The organism is Methylomonas sp., assembly GCF_023228165.1.
Classification (GTDB): domain Bacteria; phylum Pseudomonadota; class Gammaproteobacteria; order Methylococcales; family Methylomonadaceae; genus Methylomonas.
The window spans coordinates 1-21,509 of sequence record NZ_JALOBS010000041.1; the positions used below are offsets into that span (position 1 = coordinate 1).

Sequence of the window (21,509 nt, forward strand, 5' to 3'; positions counted from 1 at the left end):
CCACTGGCGGCTTCGCCTTGTTGATAGGCTTCAATCAAGCCTCGGCAAACTTGCATGGCGGCTTGCTCTTTCTTCAATTGCCGTACCGAATAATCCGGTTCCGGCAACTGTGCAACGGCAACGCATTCCCAGACTAAGCTTTCATCTTCCGATTCATGATATTCATCGGACAATAACGGCATGGCGGCTGTGTCATCCCAAATCGTGGCTTCATTGAATGCCTGTTCGGCAATCTGTTGTGCCGATTCGGGACACTCCGCGCTGATGCCTACCGACACGCGATGGACATAGTCGATCTCGTAGGACACTACGAAACGGCGATTCATGCCTTCCGGCGTGGCATTGGCTAAGGCTGGTTCTTGGACTGGTGATTCGGTTTCCACCGATTCACCCTCGATCAATGCGCTTTCATATGGCTCGATTTCCTTGTTGCAATCAGGGCAACGATCGTTACAGCCGCAATCCCATTCATCTTCCCATTCAGTCTGGCAGTATGGGCAGCGGTATTGATTCAGATAGCGAACCGTGCTGTTCTCAAGTGGGGTTGCGCCAACGCAGGGTTGGTTGATTGTTTTCATGGTCATGTCCTCCAAAAAACGCAGGAACGACCACCCGGCAGGATGAAGTTCCTGCAGGTAAAGAACGCTGATTAAGGCCGAAAATCGGCTCGCACAGCGGGGTTGAATTTGCGCAAAATTCGGTATATGGTGGCTAAAACTCATTAAAAAGCAGAGAAATAGCCATGTTTGACGATATTTTGCGCATTTTTGATTTCCTAAGTCCTAAGCGGACAGAGGAGCCGTATCCAAGTCGAAAACCGATGGCGATTCCTGTCGACGAACCACTAAAAGTCGTTCGACATTGCCAACAAATTTTCCAAAAATTGGATGTTTTGGAAGCCGACGTGCTCAATCGGGTTGATAATCCTGAGCAAGCCAGGCCGTTTTTAAACAAGATTCGACAAATTCGCCGGGAAACCCAGAACGATTTGTTGTCGTTATTGCCCGAAGGCAGCTGGGTATTTGCTGATGAATCGAATCAACACGAGATTCCCGTTCGCCGTATCAATACGGCAACCGGAACCACGTTGCGGGTATTCAATGGCGGGCTTGCTGATTAATCGGTAACCCGTTGGCGTTACCTTTCAACGCTTCCCGCAATTGAAATACTTGTTGAGCAGTTTTAGCGGACTTGTCGTTCACCATGGCTGGCCCGGTCGCTTTTTTTGTACGCCGACGCGGTTTAGGCTCGATTTCGACCGCAACAGTCATCGGTTTGATTTTCAATAGCTCCCGCTCTAGTTTGGCGATTTCAATATCCGCCTCGTAGAGTTTGATTGTTTTCTGTTTGGCTTGATACTGAAGTTCCAAACGATCCAGCTCGCGATTTGTTTCACGATTGCGACTATGAATTTCCTGACGCACCGAATCCGATATCGCTAACCAATCCATGTCCTCGCGGCTACGTGGCATGATGACCGGTAGCCGATGTCGTGCCAAACGCTGCGCACGATAGCGGTGAAACGTTTGAGCTACGTTTTTGAATGCACCCAGCAGTTGCAACGCCGTTGCCCAAATCACCCGCAAGGCGAGGATAAACATAGCCAGTAAGATGACACCAAAAATAAAGTTCATTGAAGTTCTCCTTTAAAAATTTAAAAAACACTTCGAATGAACAGCACCCGGCCGGGCGATGGTCGCCCGAAGCGGGTTTTAGGTTTGCAGCAGCGAATACCACTGCGATTTACATCGGGCTTAACGCACCCGACACGATCACGGTTTAACGTGCTCGCCGCCTAAAGACGGAACGCCGACCGAAGTCGGATTCAGCGTTCATCAAAGAACGCATGAAATGTCTGTTTGTCGAATAGGCTCCAGTAAGAGAGTGCATTCGACAAACTGCGTGTTGCAATCAACTACCCATAGCCACAATCGCTAGGTTAATACCTAAGGATTGGGCTACGGATAATTGACTGGCCGAGACTTAAGCTGCCAGCAACACCGCTTTCGAGAGATCGAACAATTGCGCTCTCAGCTCTGAAAGATCGTTAATGGTGATGGCAATCGGGAATAGATGGCTGACATCCAATCCCAAACCGACACCGACCGTTTCAATACCACTATCACGGCAACGCTGTAACAGTTCCAGCGTGCTCAGTGACTCGTTCGGTTGGCCATCGGTTATCACCATCAATACCTTGCGCGGTTCCTGGCAACGCAGTAGTGACGCCGCACCAAACCAGATCGCTTCGGTCATCGGCGTACTGCCCGAAGCGGCCAGCGAAAAAGCACCGGTTCGGGCATTCACACGTTGGCCATGATCTAGCAAGCGAAACACAGAGTCATCCTGATGCCCAGGAAACGCTGTCACGCCAGGATTAACCCCCGGAATGCCTTCAAAGGCCAAAGCCAGTGCCAAGGTGGCTTCCAACGCAATCGGCATTCGCGATCCAATCGGTTGCCCTTGGCTATCGGTGACCTGATAACCCATGCTTTCGGATTTATCGAGTAACAGATGAATGGCCGTATTGGGTGCCACCTTGGACTGTTTGCGTTGAAACAGCTTGGTTTCGCCGAGTGGTAAGCGGTGTAAACGCTTGCCATCCAGCCGCCGTCCACGACACGCAGGTTGAGACCGGTTTAAGGTTTGCGATTGCACCAGGCCTTGCAGCGCGGTGCGGATTTTTCCCGATTCGCCTTGCACCTTGCGCAGTAAAAACGCACCAGCCTGATCGTCCATAGGTGGCTCTAGGCCACTGGGCATCAGCAATTCCGAACCATTTTCCGCCGCCAACGACAATGCCGATTTCAATGACTCGAATAAATCCTGCTCAATGTCACTGTCACCAGCGGACAACAAGGTTTGCAAGACGCCCATCGGGTCGGCAATCTCCGCGTTTTCTTCCTCTTCACCTTGCAGGTTGGATGACGAACTTTCGGATGGCGTTGCCGGTTCATCGTCAGGATTTTTGGGAGTCAAATCATCGTTACCCACCGATTCTGAAGATGGATTTTCGTCAGTGTCGTTGGGCAACTGTTCATCGGGATTCATTTCATCCTGGGAATCCAAGCCGCTCGAATCATCCGAATCGGTTGATTCACCATCCTGATTTGTATCATCAGGTCCAGACGTGCTTTCCTCATCTGCCGATGGCTGTGCTTGGTTCTGCTGCCGTTGTTGCTCGAATTCCTGCTCAATCATGGTCAGGATGCGATCAGTCAACTGCAGGCAATTACTCTCCGATTGCAAGCCCTCAGGGACTTCCGACAACAAGCCTTTCAACCGCGTTACGGCACCTTTCGGAAACGTTACTTTCAATGCCGCTTCGGTTTGCTCGACCAATGGCAATAACGCCGATTGACCCAACACCTTGGCTCGCAAATATTTCAACACGAAGCCGTACAGAATATTAGCCGGATGATCATCAATGCTGTTGGCCACAAAGTCGCCTTTGGCAATCATCTTTTCAATCATAGTGCGAATGGTCAGCCGGGTACCTGGAAAGTCCTTGGCCAGTTCGTGCTCAATGCGAACATCTTCGATGGCATTACATATGCGCCGGCGCAATACCGAATGTCCAAAGCGCAACGTAAAATCCGAATAACGAATATGCGCGGCTTCGTGGGCTAAAAGGCCCCAGGCGACATCCTGATAATCTGGATCGTCGCCCTCATAGGCTGGCAGCCAAATGGTTTGACCATCGGTTTCGGCTTTATCACCGCCGACTCTGACTTTGACGCCAAAGCGATTGCCAATGGCTGCCGCAACGATGGGGAATGCATTGTGTAAGGTTCTATTTTTCATGGTGTGCTCCAAAAGTCAGGGCAAACCACGGCCCCAGGGGGACATGAATTTGCCCCAATGGGTGAAGTGTTAAATGGCGTCAGATCAGAACCAGTAATCCTGGTCGGAATCGTCCGCCTCCTCATCGTCTCCCGCAGTCACCGTTTCAGGATCTGCTGAATGTTCAGAAGGGCTGGATTCATCTGAAACGGTATTGACCACCAAGTCGGTATGGCTTTTATCCAGCAAGACCTCAAGCGCCCAGTCATCCGATTTCGATTTCGATTCCGCTTCGATTTCATCATCAAAAATGCCATCAAACAGATCGGTAAAATCAGGACTGTCTGCAACGCTTTCAGCGATGACGGGTGTTGGTTCGGTTGCGACTATTGTTGCTGTTGGTACCGTTGGTGACTCTAACTCCGTTTGTTCGACGATTTCATCAACGTCTGTCTCTTCAACAACGAGTGTTTGATTAACCAACAATCCTTCACCGTGCCGCCGGGTTTTATCCGGATCGGACAACAGCATCGCCATGGCCAAAATCTCCTGCAAAATGCTGCCTTCAATGGCACCTTTGTTGGGAATTCTCGCCAATAGATCGTCAATGGTGTTGACGACCGGAGCGACCCGATGATCCAGAAAACCTAGCCCATCGAGCTTGTCTCGCATACGGCGAATCGGCCGTAACGCGCTGCGCGTGACTTGCTCTTTGCCCAGCAACGACTGCTCGATGAGATGATTGGCTTCCACGGAGATTTCGTAGAACATCTGCTCACTGAGCGAACCGATTTTGCTGTCCAGTCGTGCAACATCCGCCGGTGGCAAGCTCTCGGGTAATCCGACACTGACCACCAGAAAATCAAACGACAACCGCGTCGAGACAAACTCCACCGAATCCACTGCTTGCTCGATGATGCCGGCAAACTCCGGATGGCGAACCACCCAGTCCGTCACCGCCGCATCGTAGCCGGCAAGAAACTCGGTTTTAGCCGCGGCAAAATCCAACGCAATGCGCTCAAGTTCTGCGGTAATACTGGAAGCCGATTCAACCGGCACAGCAAAACCACCCAGAAATCGGGTACCGACGCGCAAACAAATGCGTTCTGCTTCTTTTTTCAGGCGGTTGAATACCGTCAGCTTATCCGGGTCGAGCAAACGCTTGGAACCCAGGCTGGCTAAATCCTCCGGCGGCAATTTGCTACCGTCGGCCAGCACCAGGTCTTCTTTTTTCAGTTTCTTGCGAGCGCCGTAGATATTGGCGTCCACTTTTACCAAGACCACGTGGTCCAGAATGATATTAGCTTGTGTCATGTGAGCCTCCTTGGGAAGAGGCACACATACCCCATCAGGGCTGGCATGCCCCTTCCGGGTTAAATGAAAAAACAATGTGGTTAAAACCAGCAGTCGTCCGTGTCGGACATGGCCGCTGCCAGATTTAAGCGGGGTTTGAGCAAACCTAAGACTTCAGCGGTTTCTCTGATGCTGTCCAGATCAGTGCCAAAAAATGCCAGCACATCCTGTTCAACTTTCAGATCGACCGAGAGCTCTCGGGCGGATTCTGTGGCCATAGCAATTTCCACGCCTTTGAAGCCTTTCGATTTAAGCGTCAGTAAAAACAGCCAGGGCAAAACACCCTGCACTGATTTGATCTGGCCACTGAGTTCAAAGGTTTCGGCATTCAGGGTGGCATCAAGCCATTGTTGCCAGCCATCCCAGTCCTGCTGAGGCTTAGATTGCTGATCAGATACGGATTGAATAACCCCGATCAGTCGCCTGACCTCGATACCCAATTCCACGCGGACAGCCTGTTTTGCCCGACACTCGATGGTCCAATACAGTGCTTCGACCGGGAGTGTTGGCACTGGGTCTGGGTTTAGTGGTTGTGTTGCCGGCAAAGTCTTGCCCGGAAACACCACATTACCCTCATCATCAATCTCCACCTCGCCGACAAATACATAGCCCTTAGCCTGTTTTTGCTTTTCGATGTCGAATTGCCGAACACCATTGCGGTGACTGACACCCGGTAATTTGGATGCCGTTTTGCCCCAACGGGTGGTGATCGAACCATCCGAATTACTCTTGACCGCCCAGTCTTTGGAACTGCCGTCAGTATTACGATGACGATAGAGATTCCAGGCAGCCATGACTAGATCTGCCAGTCATCGCCAAACACATCTTTGGCGATGCGATGAATCGCTTCGCGTTCGGCGGGTTCGGCTCGGAAGGTCAAGGCCCGGTCTAGCGAATACGCCAAGGCATTAGGCGCACTTTTGAAGGTGGCCACCAGTGACGCCCAACGCACTAAGCCGCGCGTGGATAAGGTCACCGACAACATGCCACTGCCATCCGCACCGCCGATAAAGACTTTACGAATCTGATTGGCGACTTTGATCATGCTTTCGCGTACCGTTTCCGGCATGCTTGGCACTACATCGGCCAACAGTTTCATTTCGTCTTCAGGTTCGGGGTAACCGACTTCCATCAGCCTAAAACGATCTAGAGACGCCAGGTTCTGACGTAATACACCTTGATACAATCCCGACTGATCGCCGCTGCCAGCACTATTGCCGGTGGCGACCAAACGAAACTTCGGATGCGGGACAATCACGTCGCCGGTCTGTGGAATCGTCAACGGCTTGCCTTCAACAATTTCATTCAAGCCGATTAACTCGGCCGGATCAATGGCATCGATTTCGTTGATCAACAGCACATGGCCTAAGCGAACCGCCAAGGTCAACGGGCCATCGATCCACTTCATCGCGCCGCCGTCGACCAGCATGTACTGGCCCAACAGATCGTTGAGTTCCAGCCGACCGTGACCGGTGACCGAATGCACGCCCCAATGGAGACGCGCCGCGACTTGCTCCAACAACGAGGTTTTACCGGAACCGGTGGGGCCGGTCAGGTATAAGCCGTCGCCATTGTGTGCGCCTAAAAACGCCAACACATCGCGCAAGTGATCCTTACGAAACACATACGGTTTGCTGACCGGCACATAGGGATTATGTCCGGGGACAAAGCCTTCCACTTTCAGGGAGGCCGGTGCGTTAATGCCGAAGGTATCGGCAATGGCATAAGATTGAAGCATGGTGAACTCCTCGAGGACTAGCCTCAGAAAACAAGGGGCGCACCAGCCCCGAGGGGTAATGAGCCCCAACGGGTGATTAAAACCCTGGCAAACCAGGGCGGATAAAAAATTACTAGCGCAACTGCATTACGCAGTACATCGCCCATTCGGCGCGGGCCAACAGCTCCCGATCCATTAAACGCACGATGCGCTGTATGTCGCTTCTCAAACCGGGGTCAGAGATTTGACGATGCAGCTCCAGCAATACACGCTTTTTGGTCTGGATATCATTGCTATGAGCAACGTTCAGCCAGCCATGCAAGGTTTTCCAAAAGTCTTGATTCATAATGACCTCCTTCAAAAGTGAAAAGGGGTCACCGGTTCCCGCAAGGGTGATGAACCCCAACGGGACAAACTAAACACACCAGGCTTGACGCACCTGGCACACGAGGCAAACGCTCATGCCGCTTAACAACGGAACGCCGGTCGAAACCGGATTCGGGATTCCACGAAGGGAATGCCTGAACGATGCGGGTTTTGGGTTGGACTTTTTTGAAAGCCCAGCCTAAAACCGACATGCCAGAACGGAATGATTCGATACTCTGTCAGGCGTCAACTGTTTTGGCCGACTGGTGTCAATTTAATGATCATCCCGTAACCACTAGGGTTACAGGATGTCTTGAAACGAACCCTCAAAACCAAAAGTCCACGCCCGCCAGGTCTTTCAAGGCTTGGGCATCGAACGGCACTTCGGCATGTTTACCGTCGTCGTCCCGGCAGGTTACGCGGACGCGCGTGACCGACGGTTTTCGATAGATCTCGAGAGTCGATGCCGGAACATCCGGTTGCAAGGCTTGCAGTGCCGCCTTGTAATCGATAGCACCCTGGCTTTGAAAACGGCTGATCCGCAACCCGGAATGCTCTGCGGCCACGTAATCACCCATTAGCAACACCAACGTGTTTTCAATGGCCGATTGACTATCCTCCAAGGTGGCCAGCTCCGCTTTTAAATCCGCGATTTTCACGGCACGATTGCGATAACTCGCCGCCAATTGCTGCCATTGCTGCTCCGCATGACCTTTGGGCAAGTACAAATCACGTTCGGGATCCTTGCTCGGCTCCTTTTTCGATTTGACCGCTGACCAGAAATCCATCGCGGACTCGACCAGGGCGTTGAGAAATGTCTCATCGCGCTGAATTTCAAACTCCACGTCCTGGCCTTGGTGGTAGAAAAACAAAAAGCCGCGTTGGGCTTCTGCGACTAACAATTGCTGTTGCACTTGGCACCAATACAGCTGATAGGCTTCGGAAGCTTCCCGATTCAACAGCACATCCAAAAACGTGGTCTCGTGCGGACATTTGATTTCCACGGGCTCATTCGAATCGGACAAGCCGTCGAACGACGCCCGCATCAAGGGATACCGCTCCGACTCGCCGCACAGCGGCAACAACATCAGATCGTGTTTATCCTCGAAGCGTTGCAAAGCCGCGGGCTCCTGCTGGATGCCGGCGCGGATCAACGGGTTGTTGTCCAGGCTGGCTTCCAGTACCAGGCCGATCTTTTCTGCCCAGAGGCGCCAATAGCTTTTATACGGGGAGCGGTTCATGACGATGGCCGCTTCACTGGCACTGACACCTTGTGACCGCCATTGCCGCCAAGCGTCGCTACGTTGCGAAACGTCGACGATGTTCATTGCCAGGCATCCGGCAACTGAATGTGGCAGCCTAACCGTAACGACGGCACGCCGCGTTGGGTTAAATGCTGTTCACAGCGCTTTGCCCAATGGAAATCGGCAAATAGCAACAACACGGCATCCGTAGTGGGCAGTACCAAGCCGCCAAAGCTTTCCACTAAATTGTGTAATTCCGCTTTGGAGGGTTTGTCGACGTCTGTCGCGCCTGTTCCAGGTTTAAAGCTACGTTCTAAAAAGCCGCGCCCATGCCGGCGAATTACCGTGGGTGAGTCGTAACGCCGCCAGTCGGTATGACACGGCAGACGATTTAACGATTGATCGATTGCATTCATGATCTCTCCTTCACTAAAACTCAGAGCATCATGAATCCCCACACAGGCGAGTCATGACGCCCTGAAGGGGTGGTAATTGAATGTGATTGAAATGACTAACGGTGGGTACTCAAAGCCTGACGCGCCTGTGTCATAGCCATGTCTTTCGGTGTCAATGGCGGCATGACGGTACCTTCCGTTTGGCCCAATGGCTGTGTAGTTCTGGGTTCAACCTCAGAGACCTTGTCCAACTCGGCTAAGGCAAACGTCAGATCGATACCTTTGAACTTTTGATTGGCGTAGTCGTAGGCCGCTTTCCAGGCACCGGCCGCTGTTGTCCGTCTAACCAGTTCGGCAACCGCTTTTTGCACCTTGGGATGAATTTGCGACAAATCGACGACGCGGTTTGTATCAATGCCAGCATCGTCTCCAAAAACGTGATTATCACTGCCAACCTCGGTTGCATTCACAACCGTGGCACTGCCATCGATCACGCTAGCGTCGACAACATCATCGAGCGTTTTGCCATCCATTTCCTCGGCGGCATAACCGCATTCCTCCGGAAAGGCTGCACGTAAAGACGCTGCTTTACCGCATTTGGATAATTGCCCCTTGGGACGTTTGATCCACATGGCGGTCGGCACGTCCGAGTGTTTACCGCCGGCCGTGCTGTAAGCCTCCAGCCAGTAGACTTCCTCGGTAAAGGCGCAACGTTTTCCGCCGACGATCCGGTACACGGTGACAGCCACCCATTCAGGAAAGGTCACAGTGACACTGGATTCCTGCCATTGCTCGTTGTCGTCCTTGTAGCGACCGGTAAAGGTTTTGGTGATGTCCGGACCCCAAACGGGTCTGTCCATGCCAGCCCAAACACCGGTCCGGGACGCGGTAGTCTGGATTTCCATGATGGACGGCCAGACGGTTTCGACATTGCGGCCTAAAGCAGCACTCCACATCGGTACGATATGCACCGGCTTTTTAAAAATGTCGAGTTTGCGGGCCTTGCAATAATCCAGCGCCATCAGGATGGCTTCCGGAGTTTTCGCCGTGGGAAATGTAACTTCGGTCAACACTTTCCAGGATTGCTCCGTGAGGCCGTAGCTTTGCTGGACAACAGCTGGCATCGGCAAGTCACGAGATTTGGGTAAGGTGTTACGGTTGTTTTGGCTCATGGTGGGTCTCCTTCAATAAAAAAAGGGAACGCCATGGCCCCAACGGGGATAGTCGTCCCCTTTGGGTTGAAAAGCCGTCACCGCAAAAACGGGTCGGCAGTACGTTTAAATTTACCCGCGTTTGCGGCAGCTCATGAATCGCTTGGGTTTAGTTGAGCGGCATATCGGCATACTCGTCATCCCAATCAGCGTCTTCTGATGCCGGGTTCGATGATGAACCGTTTGCAGAGGCGGGCACAGTTGGGCGATCGAGTAGTTGCAACTCATGCACAACCACTTCCGTGCGATAACGCTTTTCGCCGTTCTTATCCCATTGCTGGGTGCGAAGAGCGCCTTCCACATAGATCTTGCTGCCTTTTTTCAAAAGATCGCCGGCGGTATCGGCCAGTTTTTTAAAAAACACGACCCGATGCCATTCAGTTCGTTCCTGTTTGGCGTTTTTTGTATCTTTCCAAACTTCACTGGTTGCCAAACGCACTGCCACGACTTTGCCGCCGTTATTCGGTAAATAGCGAATATCCGGATCGGCGCCGAGACGGCCGAGCAAAATGACTTTGTTTACACCACGATTGGCCATGATGATGTCCTCCTATCAGCCGCGCCCGACACGTGAAAATAAAACCCACCTGCGCGGCGATGGGTCACATCCGGCAGGCACATTCCCGGCTAGGAATAAGCACTCCCAGACAGGATGAAAATTTAAAGCAAAACCATCACATCAGGCTTGACGCACCTGACACGCCGATGGACAACCACCGTCGCCGCTTAAAAACGGAACGCCGACCAAAGCCGGATTCAGATGTGAAAAATCACATCATGAAAGGTGATGCTATTGGAGCAGATTTTTTCGAAAGGTCGTTCGTGAAATCGCAATAATTAGCGCGATTTCGCGAACAGGCCAGAAATAAAGACGCCGTATCATCCGCCCCTGATGAAATCATGCAAATAGGTACTGACATGGCAGAAATACAGGTGCGGGAAAAAAGCAAGCGACCTCATATCAGTCGGCCGATATTCGAGCGCACATTTAACATCAACAGCGAACAAGCCATTCGCGTCATCCGTAACAGCTACAACCGGTTGATGGTTTCGTTGTATGCGATCGACGTGATCCTGCGCATCATCGGTCGGGAAGAAACCGTCGATGAAATCGAAAGCATCGTAGGTCAGATGATTGCCGAATGCGCGGAGCAACTGCAGCAGGAAAAACGTCGGTTAGAAAAACTCAAGGCCGACAATGGCATCACCGAAACGCCGACCTACACGCACCCCAGGGAATTTGTGGCAAAAATCGCCTCGCCGCAGATTGCACAGTTCGTCGAGCTGATTCGATTGCTGGATCAATTGATGATTGTGATGGACACCTTGTGGCTATGCCAGGTCATCTCCAACAAACACTGCATTGATGCCCGTTACCAGTGGCAGCAGCGGTTGCAGCGACTAGCCAATAAAATTGTGACAATGGAAAGACATGCGCATCAGGCGGCATATGAACAAGGCCATGGTGAAGAGGTAAGATTGGCTCGACAAGAGTCAGGACTGTTGGCTGAGCCGGAACGAATCTCCGAAGACGAGGATTCAATGGTTGATGACAATGAATTATCTCCGAGTTCGGAAAAGGTCGGCGATCAATGACTGCTAATGCCAATGAAATATGCTTGAGGGTGCCGTTATCCGAACAGGAGGCTTGGGATTTGGCGCAATTTCTAAAGCGAACTGGATTTGCTGATTTTCGTAGTCAGGCTGCCGATGACGAGGAGGGCTATCGCATGCAGGCCGTGGCCGAAATGATCAGAAGAAACCTGGAAGTACATGGAATAAACCCGAGGTAACCTGAGGCCTCATTCACCAATCAATTTTTTGATGCTGTCTTTACTGATTGTTGATAGGGTCAGCTTTTTAATTTCCTTGGCTTTCAAATCCAAGGGCTGGGCTTTAGCCAGTTCCATTAGCTTAGCGATAACCAGTTTGTCGGATTTCAATAAAAAATCCTTGAGTGTCATTTTTTTCACACGAACGGCATCGACACCACCTTTAGCCTTTTCGGTATGTACCACTCCCATGACCATAAAATACGCAAATGCTTTGTTCACGGTCGTTTTGCTAATGCTCGGGTCAGCCTTATGGCACAGACCGAATAAGGTCGTTCTAAACTGTGCCGGATCAGGACAGACGTCCTTCAAAGCCACGGCGTGTTTGTAAATTGTTTTTAGTCTATCGGCATGGTCTGGCAGCGCATTGTGTTTTTTCAGCAGGGCTTTATAGCCCTCCGCGCTGGCAACGACATCGGTTTTTTCGGTCGGGTGGATTGGCTTTGCCAGACTGGCGAAATTAATCGTACCGCTTTTGCTGACTTCAATGGCGTCGTTGGCGTTTAGATAATCGGTAAACGTTTTAAAGCCGTAATGCTTTTCGTCGAAGTCGGCCGCATGCTGCTTGAGCAACGTCTTGATTTGCGAGGCATTGATCGGTGATGGCGATGCTTTCAAATGGGCAATGACCAGTTCATCAGCCTTTGCCAGCGTAAGCGTTGCTTGGGAATTCGGTAATGGCTGTGGCGCCAGGGGCGCTTGTGGCAGAACGTCATTACTGGCCAATGTTTTAATAACATCGTCGGTATAAATGAACCGAGTGCAAGAGGTCTTCACGCATTCGCTTAATGTCGAATGTTGGCCAACGCCAATGACATCCTTGTCCATCTCCCGCAGTCGGCGAAAGACTGGCGTAAAGTCTGAGTCGCCGGTGACCAGCACAAAACAGGAAATGTTCGGTAATTGCCAAGCGCATTCGATAACATCCACCGTCATCTGAATATCCGCCGTATTCTTGCCGGTCACGGGATGGTAACAATGGATGAGTTCAAAACCCGCTTGATTGATAGCGGCTTGGTGCATAGCCAAGTTAGGTTTACTCCACACACCATAAGCGCGACGGATAATAATCTGGCCGAGCTGATTTAGCTCTTCCATCAACAATCTGACGCCGTCGTGCTTGATCCAGTTTGTGACATTTTCGGCGTCAACGAATACCGCAATTCGATTGGCTTTTTGATGCGTCATGGGGATGTAGTTTCTCGCATGTTCCCTACTATGAAATAAAAATAACCTTATAATCTAACTCTTCTGAATTTGTACAACCTGGCTTTTAAACCGTTTCGGCAAACAAACGGTGCCAGTCTAAATGCAAGTTATTCGATTAGCTGTGCAACAGTTTGGCCTTTCAACGAAATGTATCATGACTGTTAAAAATACTGGGCATGCGCTCTGGTCAGCATGCCTTGAATATCCTGCCGAAGTTCGATCGGTAACAGCACCTCAATCCGATCTCCTTCCCCCATAATCCACCAACGTAATTGCCAAGTATCCAGTACATCGGCAGCTAACCTCCTAAATCCTGACCCGTCAGCCTCGGAAACGGTTTGGCTTTGACTGAGGGGCGACTCTTGGAGAATTAAGGCCAAATGGTCACAAATCTTCGCTTCGAAATGAATGGGCGATGCTGAACCAAAATGGCCCTGGCTTGCCGCAAATTGGTTTAAATCGAACCCCGACTTCTGTCGGCAATCCTCCGTTAAAAGCTCTAAAGCCTGCATGCGATGTAACGCATAAAGATACACATCCACATAGTCATTGGCCATGGCTGCCAAGTAGGTGATGGGGCCGCGTTGAATCAATCCCAAAGGATGCAATCGGTATATCTTAGGTTCTGCATCGACTGTCTGTGTTGCCCGGTAAGTCACGCGAAGTTGCTTTTCATTTAATAAGGCTTCATGCACGGCCACTAAAACATCAGGATCAATGTCAGGTGAGATGAAAGGCTGTGCCGGTTGAATCACGCAAATTTTTTCCGGCCAGTGGGTAATCTGGCTTTTCTTATGCAGTTCCAAAGTTTGCTGCGCTTTAAGGAAAATGTCTTGCAACGGACGATTCAGTAACACCGGCAACGATTGGCTCAGATAGCGCTCAACCATCACCAACGACAATGCTTCCGGCAAGGTAATTCCGCCCTGCATGTGCTCATCCTTGCCTACCCAGCGATAGCCATGAGCTAACCCCGATTTCGCCTCGCCGTTGCCATGACTGTTGTCGTTACATTCCAACTGTGGATAAATTTCCAGCAAGGATTTCATATCGCGGCGGATGCTGTGGGTTTCCACGGCGTAACCTTGTTGTTGCAAATCATTGACGATTTCCCCAACGGTCACCCATCGCTCGGAACGCCCGCTCAAACGACGGATGCATTCCAAAACTAATAGCCGTCGCTGCAGAACAGCTTGAGATTTTTGATCAGGCAAATTGCACTCCTTACAAACCTAAAATTTCAAATGTCTTACCCTGACACACTTTGTAAGGGTCATCCGTAAGCTATACCTTCGGCCAGCGCCGCTAGCCAATTCTTCAACCAACATGAGGGGATTAGCCATGACCAGTTTAGCTTTTGAAATCGGTTTTGATCATTACCGTTTCGGTTTGCCTTTAGAAATTAGTCGCTTCCAAGACTATCATCGTCCCCAAATTCGCCATGGCTACGATGCGGCTAAAATGCAGAACGTGACACAGAAGAGGCCTGATCTATTCGATAGGAAGCTACTGGCTATCCGCGACCGAGCGATAGTCAAAGGGCTAGAAGTCAGCATTAGCAAGAATGATCTGCGCGAAAAGTTAACGGACGCCGGCAAAACTTGCCCAATAACAGGTCAACCCTTCACATTTGCAGAACATAACGCAACCGACTGGTCAGTGGATAGAATTGATAATACCCGCGGCTACTGCCCAGATAATATTGTCATCGTGTCGACGATTGCCAATCAAGCCAAAAGCGATTTGGATTTGGCAGGCCTGATCAAGCATGCGTTGGGTAAAGGTGGCGCAGACGATTTGCTGAAGCCCAGCGAATGGATTCGGATGGTACGCTTCTACTATCGCAAAATGAACATGCAAAAGCCGCTTTGCTTTTGCCGCTTGCTTGCCGAATCTGAGCCTTTATACGATCAAATCGTCTTTCTACAATTATTCAAAAATCAGGAAAAACGCGCATCGATCTTCTTAAAGCACTTGGAAAGATATTCGGGTAAGGACAGTGTTTGCAAGGCAAAAAAACTGACGCACAAGCGAGTTTATCACCGAGCTGATTTAGCGGTGGAAGTCCTATACGACAGTCCGAAGCTGTATCGTTGGGTACAGGATTTCAAAAAAACGATTATGGCTCACAGCACAGAGTTTGATTCGTTGCTGATGGACTGCATGTTTGCATAAAAGCGCTCGTTATTTTTAAGTCTTGATAATCAAGGAGATGAAAACTCTCTTCGCCAGTAAGGACGCTAAATACTCAAAATCACGGGAAAATCAGAAGGTGTGGGTGTTAAAATGGACAGAGGTTGTTTGTTTGATTAAATCAGAAATTAACCTACCACGGTCTTTATTACTCATAATCATTCTATACATGGACAGTCTGCTCAAGCCACTTAACCCCAAAAAAGCATCATTTGGTCGCCACGAGACCTTTGCGCTGCGTTATTCATGGTTAACCAAAGGATTTCAGGCTTTCGAAAAAAACAAATCCATATTTTCATCTGACGAAGCCACGATTGAACTTGGCGTCGGCAAAAACATGGTCAACGCCATTAAATACTGGTTGCGGGCCAGCTCGATGCTACTTGATTCAGATGAAGGCTTGGTGGTTTCGGAGCTTGGAGAAAGGATTTTCTCTGAAGGCGGATGGGATTCCTATCTTGAAGATGAAACCACACTTTGGCTCATTCATTGGCAATTGGCCACGAATGCAGAACTGGCCACAGCCTGGTATTGGTTTTTCAATTGCTATCATAAGGCAGAATTCACAAGCGAAGATGCAGCGGAATCATTAGCCGGGTTTGTTCGTAACAATCTCACAGGTAAACACTCTGAAAGAACCGTAAAAAATGAAGTCTCAATGATTTTGCGGATGTATTGCCCTTCTAATAACAATTCTAAATCCATCGAAGAAAGCTTGGATTCGCCGTTAACCTCTTTAAGATTGGTTGCGGCTGTAGAAGACTTACACATTTACCGTTCCTACGGCAATTTGCAATCGAGTTTACCAATAGAGTTGATTGGCTATGCTGCCAACGAAATATTTAATCAACGGCAAATTGAATATCTCCCGATTGCCGATTTAATGTATGGTCAAAAAAACGGAATTGCATTGGGAAGCGTATTTAGACTTACTGAAAGCGCCTTATTGGCAAAATTAGAAAATTTAGTGAAAGCATACCCCAACATATTTCAAATCAATGAAACGGCTGGTGTCAATCAGCTTTATCGGCAAGAGAACACGACCGAGTCGTTAACCTTTCTCAGTCACTATTATCAACCTACTCGGTAATGGCGGCGATATGAAAGACATTGTACAAGTAGACACCCACTACACCCGTTCTATCAACTTAGAACGAGATGCCGAGTCAAGTGACGTGCTGAGGGCTTATATTCCAACATCTCGTGCAGTTCAAACTTTAGACAAAATTGCACAAACGTTTAACCAAAAGAGTATGCCTAGGGCATGGTCTTTAGTCGGTCCCTATGGTTCGGGTAAATCATCGTTTGCCGCCTTTCTGGCTCATCTTTTAGAAAACCAAGAACGGACAAACAGTGTTCTTGCCGAAGAAATTTTGCAACGACACACCCCAGAAGTCGCAGAAAAATTTACCGCATGTACCCAGGACTCTAATGCCTATTGCATAGTGCTATTAACCGGCAGTCCAGAATCGTTGAGTAAGCGGTTCGTTCAAACTCTATATCAGGCCGCGGTTGGGTATTTCGCTGAAATTGATACAGAAGGCATGCCTTCAATCGTTCATGATCTAGAACAAGCAAGACACCAAGCGAGAACAACCAGTGAAATTATCAAACTGTTAAAAAAACTGCGCGAGGCCGTCAGCCAGGTTTCTGGTAAAGGCATTTTGATCGTTATCGATGAGCTGGGAAAATTTCTTGAATATGAGGCTCGCCATCAGGGCAGTAATGACATCTTTTTGCTACAAGCATTAAGCGAATTATGTGTTGAAGGCGGGGATGCCAATATTCTATTAGTGGTATTGATGCACCAAGCTTTTGAACAATATTCAAAAGGGCTTGCCGAAGCACAGAAACAGGAATGGTCAAAAGTGCAAGGCCGGTTCGAAAATGTGCCGTTTCTAGAGTCTACAGAACAAACATTAAGGGTCATATCGGCGGCTTTTCATAGCCAGTTAACGCCAGAAGCCCAAAAAGATATTCAGGAGCAGGTCACAGAAATCGTCGGTCTATTAGAAAAACAAAACGCCCTACTTTCAGGATTATCGTCAGATGCGGCCATAGACGTTCTGACAAAGTGCTATCCGCTGCATCCGATCGCGACATTGTTATTGCCGACGCTGTGTCAAAAAGTTGCTCAAAACGAAAGAACTCTATTCAGCTATCTGGGCAGCCAAGAATACTTCGGCTTTAAAGACAGCCTAAGCCGTTTACAAAACGTGGGTGATTGGGTATTGCCGTGGGAAGTATTTGAATATTTCATAGAAAATCAACCTTCGGCCACCACAGATCATGTGACCCACAGACGCTGGGCGGAAGTCATCACCGCTACGGAACGATTGGGCGATACCGACGATAGCGAAATTCAATTATTAAAAACCATCGGCTTATTTAACATCATTGGCCGTCATGCAGGATTTAAAGCCAGTAATGAAATATTAACCTGGTGCTTCCCAAAATCGGTCGATGTGGAGCAATTACTAAAAAAGCTTCAAGCTAAATCCATTATCAACTATCGCAAATACAGCTCGGAATATCGGGTATGGGAAGGTAGTGATTTTGACCTTGATGCCGCCGTTATCGAAACGACACAGCAGCTTGGTCGTGTCAATTTGGCTGAGGCACTGACACATCGAAATCAGCTGATGCCGGTCGTCGCCCGCAGGTACTCAATGACCAGCGGCGTATTGCGCTATTTTCAGCCCTTTTATGCAGACGCTACGACGCGGAATGATTTCTTCGAAAGCGTCGACCAACCAAGGATCGTTTTCTTTCTGGCGGAAGGGCAAGGCGATCGGGAAATGTTCAGCGAAAAAGTTAAGACTTACCCTAACCTACTCACGATTTACGTCTTATGCGATAACGCAGCGCAAATCAATCAAGTGGTTTCCGAAGCGATTGCTTTGGAAAAAATTCAGACCGAGCGAGCGGAATTAAAGTCAGACCCCGTTTCGCAACGAGAACTAAAAGATCGACTTCAAACCGTGAAAAGCATAGAACTCGATCTACTCAATTTGTATTTGGAGCAACCCAAGCCTTTTGAGTGGTATTGGAAAGGCGCTCAGACGCTTCTGACCAGTAAAAAGCATCTGCAAACGCTACTGTCTAGAGTTTTAGAAACGGTTTTTAGCAAAGCGCCGTTGATTAAGAACGAACTGATCAATCGCGACAAAACCTCTGGACAAGCCAATGCGGCAAAAAACAAATTAGTAGCTGCTTTATTGTCTAACCCCCATTTGGACGACTTGGGATTCGATCCTAAAAAATACCCGCCTGAAAAAACAATTTATCGTGCGGTATTCAAAGAGCCAGGTATCCATGTGTTACAAAATGATGTTTGGCAATTCGTAAATCCAAGTCCGACTAACAAATATCGTTTTTATGATATATGGCAGGCAATTGATGAGCAATTAAGAAGTAGTCAGCGTCCGCAGCCGCTCACCGACATCTATAAACTGATAGAACAACCACCTTATGGTGTGCAAAAAGGTGTGTTATCGCTGATTTTTATTGGTTATCTTCTAGCTAATCAGCGTTCACTGGCACTCTATGAAAGCGGTATTTTTTGCCCACATATAACCCAGGAGCATTTTGAAATATTATTAAAGCGTCCCGAGTTATTTTCAGTTGAAGCGTTCGACTTTAGCGGGATTCGGGCCGATTTGTTTAATCAATATTTAGAAAGATTAGTAGGTAAGTCGCCAGAAAATAGCACCTTGCTGGATATCGTTAAACCATTGGCAAAATTCATCCATCAATTACCGGCGTATTCCTTGGCTACTCGGGAATTAGACCCAAAAGCTTTAGCTGTGCGCGATGCTTTCCAAAGCACGCAAAGTCCGATGCAATTATTGTTTAAAGAATTACCGGAAGCATGTGGGTTTAAGGCTTTTTCCGACGCGCAGCACTTTAACGGCAGTAATCCAAACGATTTTCTAAATGTGCTGGTCGAGTGCCTAAATATTCTTAATAAAGCCTATCAGAATTTATTGTCCCATTTTAAACGCCAGCTCTGTCAGGCTTTTGAACTGGCCGAACAGGAAGAGATCAGCACACTAAGACATACGCTAAACCAACGTTATGCAGGTCTCGAAAAATACACCGTTGATGGGCAGGGGCTCAAAGCCTTCATCATAAGGCTGCAAAACGAAAAGGATACCGACCAAAGCTGGTTGGAATCTGTTGCTGCGTTTTTGGGCAGTGCTCCGCCGGATAAATGGAAGCCAAACAATATCACGCAAGCCGATTATCGTCTGCGCGAATTCAGTGAACGTTTAAAGGAATTGGCAGTAGTACATGCTGAACAACAAAAAGCCGACGTTGGCAGCCAAGCGACATTAATCCGCATCGTTAGCGAACAGGGGGAATATAGTGAAATTGCCTATATTACCGAAAAGCTCAAGCAACAAGCCGATGCAAAAATAGCGGAACTGCAACTAGCAAAAACTGACAAGACTTTAAAACAAGCCATACTTGCAAGATTGATGCGTGAGTTATCCGAATTAAATTAATTTAAGAGTAATTATTATGAGTGGCGATAAACCCGTTAGGCATTTATTAGGATTGTCAGGTGGCAAAGACAGCGCGGCGTTAGCAATTTATATGCGCGATAGAGTGCCGGAAATGGAGTATTTTTTTGCCGATACTGGTGCTGAGTTACCTGAGACACTTGCGTTTGTCGATTTAATGGAAGATTACTTAGGGAAAGAAATTATAAGATTAAATGCAGGCCGTGGTTTTGATTACTATCTGAAATTAAACGGCAATTTCTTGCCAACGGCACGATCACGATGGTGCACTATTAATCTAAAGTTAAAGCCTTTTGAGGAGTTTGTAGGGAACGATTCTGTTATTAGTTATGTGGCGATTCGAGCCGACGAGCCCTATAGAACGGGATATATATCAACTAAACCTAATATCAACGCAGTTTATCCATTTAAGGAAGATGGAAAAATAAAAGAAGATATTGTTAATATTCTTGAAGAATCTGGAATAGGAATGCCAAAGTATTATGACTGGCGCAGTCGATCTGGTTGCTATTTCTGTTTTTACCAGAGAAAAATTGAATGGGTAGGTTTATCCGAAAATCATCCAGATTTATTTGATAAAGCAAAAGAATTTGAAGATTATCATAAAAGTAAAGGGCGTAATCATACTTGGTCACAAGATGAATCATTGGATGAAATTCTTGCTAGAAAGGACGAGATAAAAGAGAAATTTAAAGCAAATAATCAAAATAATAAACCAACAAGTTTAGTTAATGCTGTATTGGATGAGGATAATGACGGCGATGACGGTTGTTTGGTATGTTTTAAGTAAATAACTAGGATGAGAAATGGCTCTAATTAGCAATGAAGGTGAACCAGTAACTCGGTGGTGGATAAGTAAAGGACTCGAGGTTGTTAAAACTGAAAGAGATATTTTTTCAAAATCTAAAATGAGAGCTGCAAGGCTTAAGTTTATAGCAGGCGCCAATCGCTTGGGAACAATAAAAGGATGGATGTCATCATCTCAGCTTATTGATAATAAGAACAGTCCTAGGGAATATGAGTTAACTAACTTTGGTTTAGCAATATTTAGTAATGACCCAAAATTAGTTAAATCAACCACTTGGTGGAGTTTACATCTATCTTTATGCTTTTCGCAAAACAGTGAACCATATCCATACTTCTTTTTAGGCTTAGAGTCTATTACTAAGGATTGGGTTTTATGGTCAGATTTATTGGACAAAACAAAAAATAATTTATTTGGCGAAGAAGGAAATGAATATAAAGACTCAACGATTGAATCTTTATTAAGTAGCATACGGAGGATGTTTGAAAATGACAACCCGTTAGCCGAACTAGGGTTAATTGAAATTAGAAATGAGCGTCAAGGTTCTGGAAAGTCTATTCGGCTCGGCTCACCAAGATTAACCGATGAAATATTAATTCACGCTTTAGCGATGTGCCGTTTCGCTCATTTTAAAAGTCGAGAGAGTGTCGATTTTTCTGTTTTAGCACAAACCGGATTACCCAATTTTTTATGCTGCTCTAAAGATCAATTACGCCAACATTATCAAAGAATGAGTCAAATGCACCAATGGCAAAGTTACTTCAGTTTTGACCGTGCGGTAGACTTAGAGTCCATTACCTTTAAAGATGCATGTACACCCGATAAAACCGTCTTGTTGTTATTGCAAAAAGGCCAAGATACTTGGATGTGAGGAT

22 protein-coding genes are annotated in these 21,509 nt (G+C 48.1%); 9 read left to right on the top strand and 13 right to left on the bottom strand.

Annotated features, from left to right (window positions below; translation table 11 throughout):
* Positions 1-578: hypothetical protein (locus tag M0R33_RS21345; protein WP_292573991.1), on the bottom strand; the 578-nt coding region annotated here is incomplete at its 3' end.
* Positions 579-742: 164 nt separating this feature from the next.
* Here M0R33_RS21345 and M0R33_RS21350 point away from each other — a divergent pair.
* Entirely contained in the window at positions 743-1,120 is a 378-nt protein-coding gene (locus tag M0R33_RS21350; RefSeq protein WP_292573992.1) for a hypothetical protein, read from the top strand.
* Here M0R33_RS21350 and M0R33_RS21355 read toward each other — a convergent pair.
* From M0R33_RS21355 to ssb, 10 genes are all read right to left on the bottom strand, one after another.
* Positions 1,098-1,634 carry a hypothetical protein gene (locus M0R33_RS21355; RefSeq protein WP_292573993.1) on the bottom strand — a complete coding sequence of 179 codons (537 nt, stop codon included), beginning with the start codon at positions 1,632-1,634 and terminating at the stop codon, positions 1,098-1,100. The two genes, M0R33_RS21350 and M0R33_RS21355, sit on opposite strands and share 23 nt — an antisense overlap.
* Positions 1,635-1,983: 349 nt before the next feature.
* Positions 1,984-3,804 (bottom strand): VWA domain-containing protein, encoded by a 1,821-nt coding sequence (locus tag M0R33_RS21360; RefSeq protein ID WP_292573994.1) that lies wholly within the window; start codon positions 3,802-3,804, stop codon positions 1,984-1,986.
* An 84-nt stretch (positions 3,805-3,888) separates the two neighbouring features.
* Complete coding sequence (locus M0R33_RS21365) at positions 3,889-5,097, bottom strand: DUF3150 domain-containing protein (protein ID WP_292573995.1); 1,209 nt, start codon at positions 5,095-5,097, stop codon at positions 3,889-3,891.
* A gap of 80 nt (positions 5,098-5,177) precedes the next feature.
* On the bottom strand, positions 5,178-5,930 hold the full coding sequence (locus M0R33_RS21370; protein WP_292573996.1) for a hypothetical protein: 753 nt from the start codon (positions 5,928-5,930) through the stop codon (positions 5,178-5,180).
* Between the two features lie 2 nt (positions 5,931-5,932).
* The gene (locus tag M0R33_RS21375) at positions 5,933-6,874 is read right to left on the bottom strand and encodes a MoxR family ATPase (RefSeq protein WP_292573997.1); all 942 of its coding nucleotides are present in this window, start codon (positions 6,872-6,874) and stop codon (positions 5,933-5,935) included.
* A 112-nt stretch (positions 6,875-6,986) separates the two neighbouring features.
* A complete protein-coding gene (locus M0R33_RS21380; RefSeq protein WP_292573998.1) occupies positions 6,987-7,199 on the bottom strand; it encodes a hypothetical protein in 213 nt (70 codons plus the stop codon).
* Positions 7,200-7,545: 346 nt separating this feature from the next.
* A complete protein-coding gene (locus tag M0R33_RS21385) occupies positions 7,546-8,547 on the bottom strand; it encodes a lambda-exonuclease family protein (protein WP_292573999.1) in 1,002 nt (333 codons plus the stop codon).
* The gene (locus M0R33_RS21390) at positions 8,544-8,879 is read right to left on the bottom strand and encodes a hypothetical protein (protein WP_292574000.1); all 336 of its coding nucleotides are present in this window, start codon (positions 8,877-8,879) and stop codon (positions 8,544-8,546) included. The genes M0R33_RS21385 and M0R33_RS21390 overlap by 4 nt, the downstream gene beginning before the upstream one ends.
* Before the next feature lie 95 nt (positions 8,880-8,974).
* Positions 8,975-10,030: a phage recombination protein Bet gene (bet, locus tag M0R33_RS21395; protein WP_292574001.1), complete on the bottom strand. Its 1,056-nt coding sequence runs from the start codon at positions 10,028-10,030 to the stop codon at positions 8,975-8,977.
* A gap of 148 nt (positions 10,031-10,178) precedes the next feature.
* A complete protein-coding gene (ssb, locus tag M0R33_RS21400; RefSeq protein ID WP_292574002.1) occupies positions 10,179-10,607 on the bottom strand; it encodes a single-stranded DNA-binding protein in 429 nt (142 codons plus the stop codon).
* Positions 10,608-10,639: 32 nt separating this feature from the next.
* On the opposite strand from ssb, the gene M0R33_RS21405 reads away from it, so the two are divergent.
* The 3 genes from M0R33_RS21405 (at position 10,640) to M0R33_RS21415 (ending at position 11,862) form a co-directional block, all read left to right on the top strand.
* On the top strand, positions 10,640-10,906 hold the full coding sequence (locus M0R33_RS21405; protein WP_292574003.1) for a hypothetical protein: 267 nt from the start codon (positions 10,640-10,642) through the stop codon (positions 10,904-10,906).
* Positions 10,907-10,987: 81 nt separating this feature from the next.
* The gene (locus M0R33_RS21410) at positions 10,988-11,665 is read left to right on the top strand and encodes a hypothetical protein (protein WP_292574004.1); all 678 of its coding nucleotides are present in this window, start codon (positions 10,988-10,990) and stop codon (positions 11,663-11,665) included.
* Positions 11,662-11,862 (top strand): hypothetical protein, encoded by a 201-nt coding sequence (locus M0R33_RS21415; protein WP_292574005.1) that lies wholly within the window; start codon positions 11,662-11,664, stop codon positions 11,860-11,862. The genes M0R33_RS21410 and M0R33_RS21415 overlap by 4 nt, the downstream gene beginning before the upstream one ends.
* 9 nt (positions 11,863-11,871) lie before the next feature.
* Here M0R33_RS21415 and M0R33_RS21420 read toward each other — a convergent pair whose 3' ends face one another.
* Both M0R33_RS21420 and M0R33_RS21425 read right to left on the bottom strand, forming a co-directional pair.
* On the bottom strand, positions 11,872-13,089 hold the full coding sequence (locus M0R33_RS21420; protein WP_292574006.1) for an NYN domain-containing protein: 1,218 nt from the start codon (positions 13,087-13,089) through the stop codon (positions 11,872-11,874).
* A 182-nt stretch (positions 13,090-13,271) separates the two neighbouring features.
* Positions 13,272-14,324 carry a WYL domain-containing protein gene (locus M0R33_RS21425; protein WP_292574007.1) on the bottom strand — a complete coding sequence of 351 codons (1,053 nt, stop codon included), beginning with the start codon at positions 14,322-14,324 and terminating at the stop codon, positions 13,272-13,274.
* A 127-nt stretch (positions 14,325-14,451) separates the two neighbouring features.
* Here M0R33_RS21425 and M0R33_RS21430 point away from each other — a divergent pair, with 127 nt between their 5' ends.
* From M0R33_RS21430 to M0R33_RS21450, 5 genes are all read left to right on the top strand, one after another.
* Positions 14,452-15,285: a hypothetical protein gene (locus tag M0R33_RS21430; RefSeq protein WP_292574008.1), complete on the top strand. Its 834-nt coding sequence runs from the start codon at positions 14,452-14,454 to the stop codon at positions 15,283-15,285.
* Between the two features lie 187 nt (positions 15,286-15,472).
* Entirely contained in the window at positions 15,473-16,393 is a 921-nt protein-coding gene (locus M0R33_RS21435) for a DUF4007 family protein (protein WP_292574009.1), read from the top strand.
* Positions 16,394-16,403: 10 nt separating this feature from the next.
* The gene (locus M0R33_RS21440) at positions 16,404-19,811 is read left to right on the top strand and encodes a DUF6079 family protein (protein ID WP_292574010.1); all 3,408 of its coding nucleotides are present in this window, start codon (positions 16,404-16,406) and stop codon (positions 19,809-19,811) included.
* Between the two features lie 16 nt (positions 19,812-19,827).
* A complete protein-coding gene (locus M0R33_RS21445) occupies positions 19,828-20,619 on the top strand; it encodes a phosphoadenosine phosphosulfate reductase family protein (RefSeq protein ID WP_292574011.1) in 792 nt (263 codons plus the stop codon).
* Between the two features lie 16 nt (positions 20,620-20,635).
* The gene (locus M0R33_RS21450) at positions 20,636-21,505 is read left to right on the top strand and encodes a DUF4007 family protein (RefSeq protein WP_292574012.1); all 870 of its coding nucleotides are present in this window, start codon (positions 20,636-20,638) and stop codon (positions 21,503-21,505) included.
* Positions 21,506-21,509: the final 4 nt, after the last annotated feature.

What these genes read in the sequence shown, in the direction of transcription:
- M0R33_RS21415 (WP_292574005.1), top strand. Translation starts at nt 11,662, where the DNA reads ATGACTGCTAATGCCAATGAAATATGCTTGAGGGTGCCGTTATCCGAA.
- M0R33_RS21370 (WP_292573996.1), bottom strand. Translation starts at nt 5,930, where the DNA reads ATGGCTGCCTGGAATCTCTATCGTCATCGTAATACTGACGGCAGTTCC.
- M0R33_RS21440 (WP_292574010.1), top strand. Translation starts at nt 16,404, where the DNA reads ATGAAAGACATTGTACAAGTAGACACCCACTACACCCGTTCTATCAAC.
- M0R33_RS21430 (WP_292574008.1), top strand. Translation starts at nt 14,452, where the DNA reads ATGACCAGTTTAGCTTTTGAAATCGGTTTTGATCATTACCGTTTCGGT.
- M0R33_RS21435 (WP_292574009.1), top strand. Translation starts at nt 15,473, where the DNA reads ATGGACAGTCTGCTCAAGCCACTTAACCCCAAAAAAGCATCATTTGGT.
- M0R33_RS21380 (WP_292573998.1), bottom strand. Translation starts at nt 7,199, where the DNA reads ATGAATCAAGACTTTTGGAAAACCTTGCATGGCTGGCTGAACGTTGCT.
- M0R33_RS21445 (WP_292574011.1), top strand. Translation starts at nt 19,828, where the DNA reads ATGAGTGGCGATAAACCCGTTAGGCATTTATTAGGATTGTCAGGTGGC.
- bet (WP_292574001.1), bottom strand. Translation starts at nt 10,030, where the DNA reads ATGAGCCAAAACAACCGTAACACCTTACCCAAATCTCGTGACTTGCCG.
- M0R33_RS21375 (WP_292573997.1), bottom strand. Translation starts at nt 6,874, where the DNA reads ATGCTTCAATCTTATGCCATTGCCGATACCTTCGGCATTAACGCACCG.
- M0R33_RS21390 (WP_292574000.1), bottom strand. Translation starts at nt 8,879, where the DNA reads ATGAATGCAATCGATCAATCGTTAAATCGTCTGCCGTGTCATACCGAC.
- ssb (WP_292574002.1), bottom strand. Translation starts at nt 10,607, where the DNA reads ATGGCCAATCGTGGTGTAAACAAAGTCATTTTGCTCGGCCGTCTCGGC.
- M0R33_RS21420 (WP_292574006.1), bottom strand. Translation starts at nt 13,089, where the DNA reads ATGACGCATCAAAAAGCCAATCGAATTGCGGTATTCGTTGACGCCGAA.
- M0R33_RS21385 (WP_292573999.1), bottom strand. Translation starts at nt 8,547, where the DNA reads ATGAACATCGTCGACGTTTCGCAACGTAGCGACGCTTGGCGGCAATGG.
- M0R33_RS21360 (WP_292573994.1), bottom strand. Translation starts at nt 3,804, where the DNA reads ATGAAAAATAGAACCTTACACAATGCATTCCCCATCGTTGCGGCAGCC.
- M0R33_RS21410 (WP_292574004.1), top strand. Translation starts at nt 10,988, where the DNA reads ATGGCAGAAATACAGGTGCGGGAAAAAAGCAAGCGACCTCATATCAGT.
- M0R33_RS21350 (WP_292573992.1), top strand. Translation starts at nt 743, where the DNA reads ATGTTTGACGATATTTTGCGCATTTTTGATTTCCTAAGTCCTAAGCGG.
- M0R33_RS21355 (WP_292573993.1), bottom strand. Translation starts at nt 1,634, where the DNA reads ATGAACTTTATTTTTGGTGTCATCTTACTGGCTATGTTTATCCTCGCC.
- M0R33_RS21450 (WP_292574012.1), top strand. Translation starts at nt 20,636, where the DNA reads ATGGCTCTAATTAGCAATGAAGGTGAACCAGTAACTCGGTGGTGGATA.
- M0R33_RS21365 (WP_292573995.1), bottom strand. Translation starts at nt 5,097, where the DNA reads ATGACACAAGCTAATATCATTCTGGACCACGTGGTCTTGGTAAAAGTG.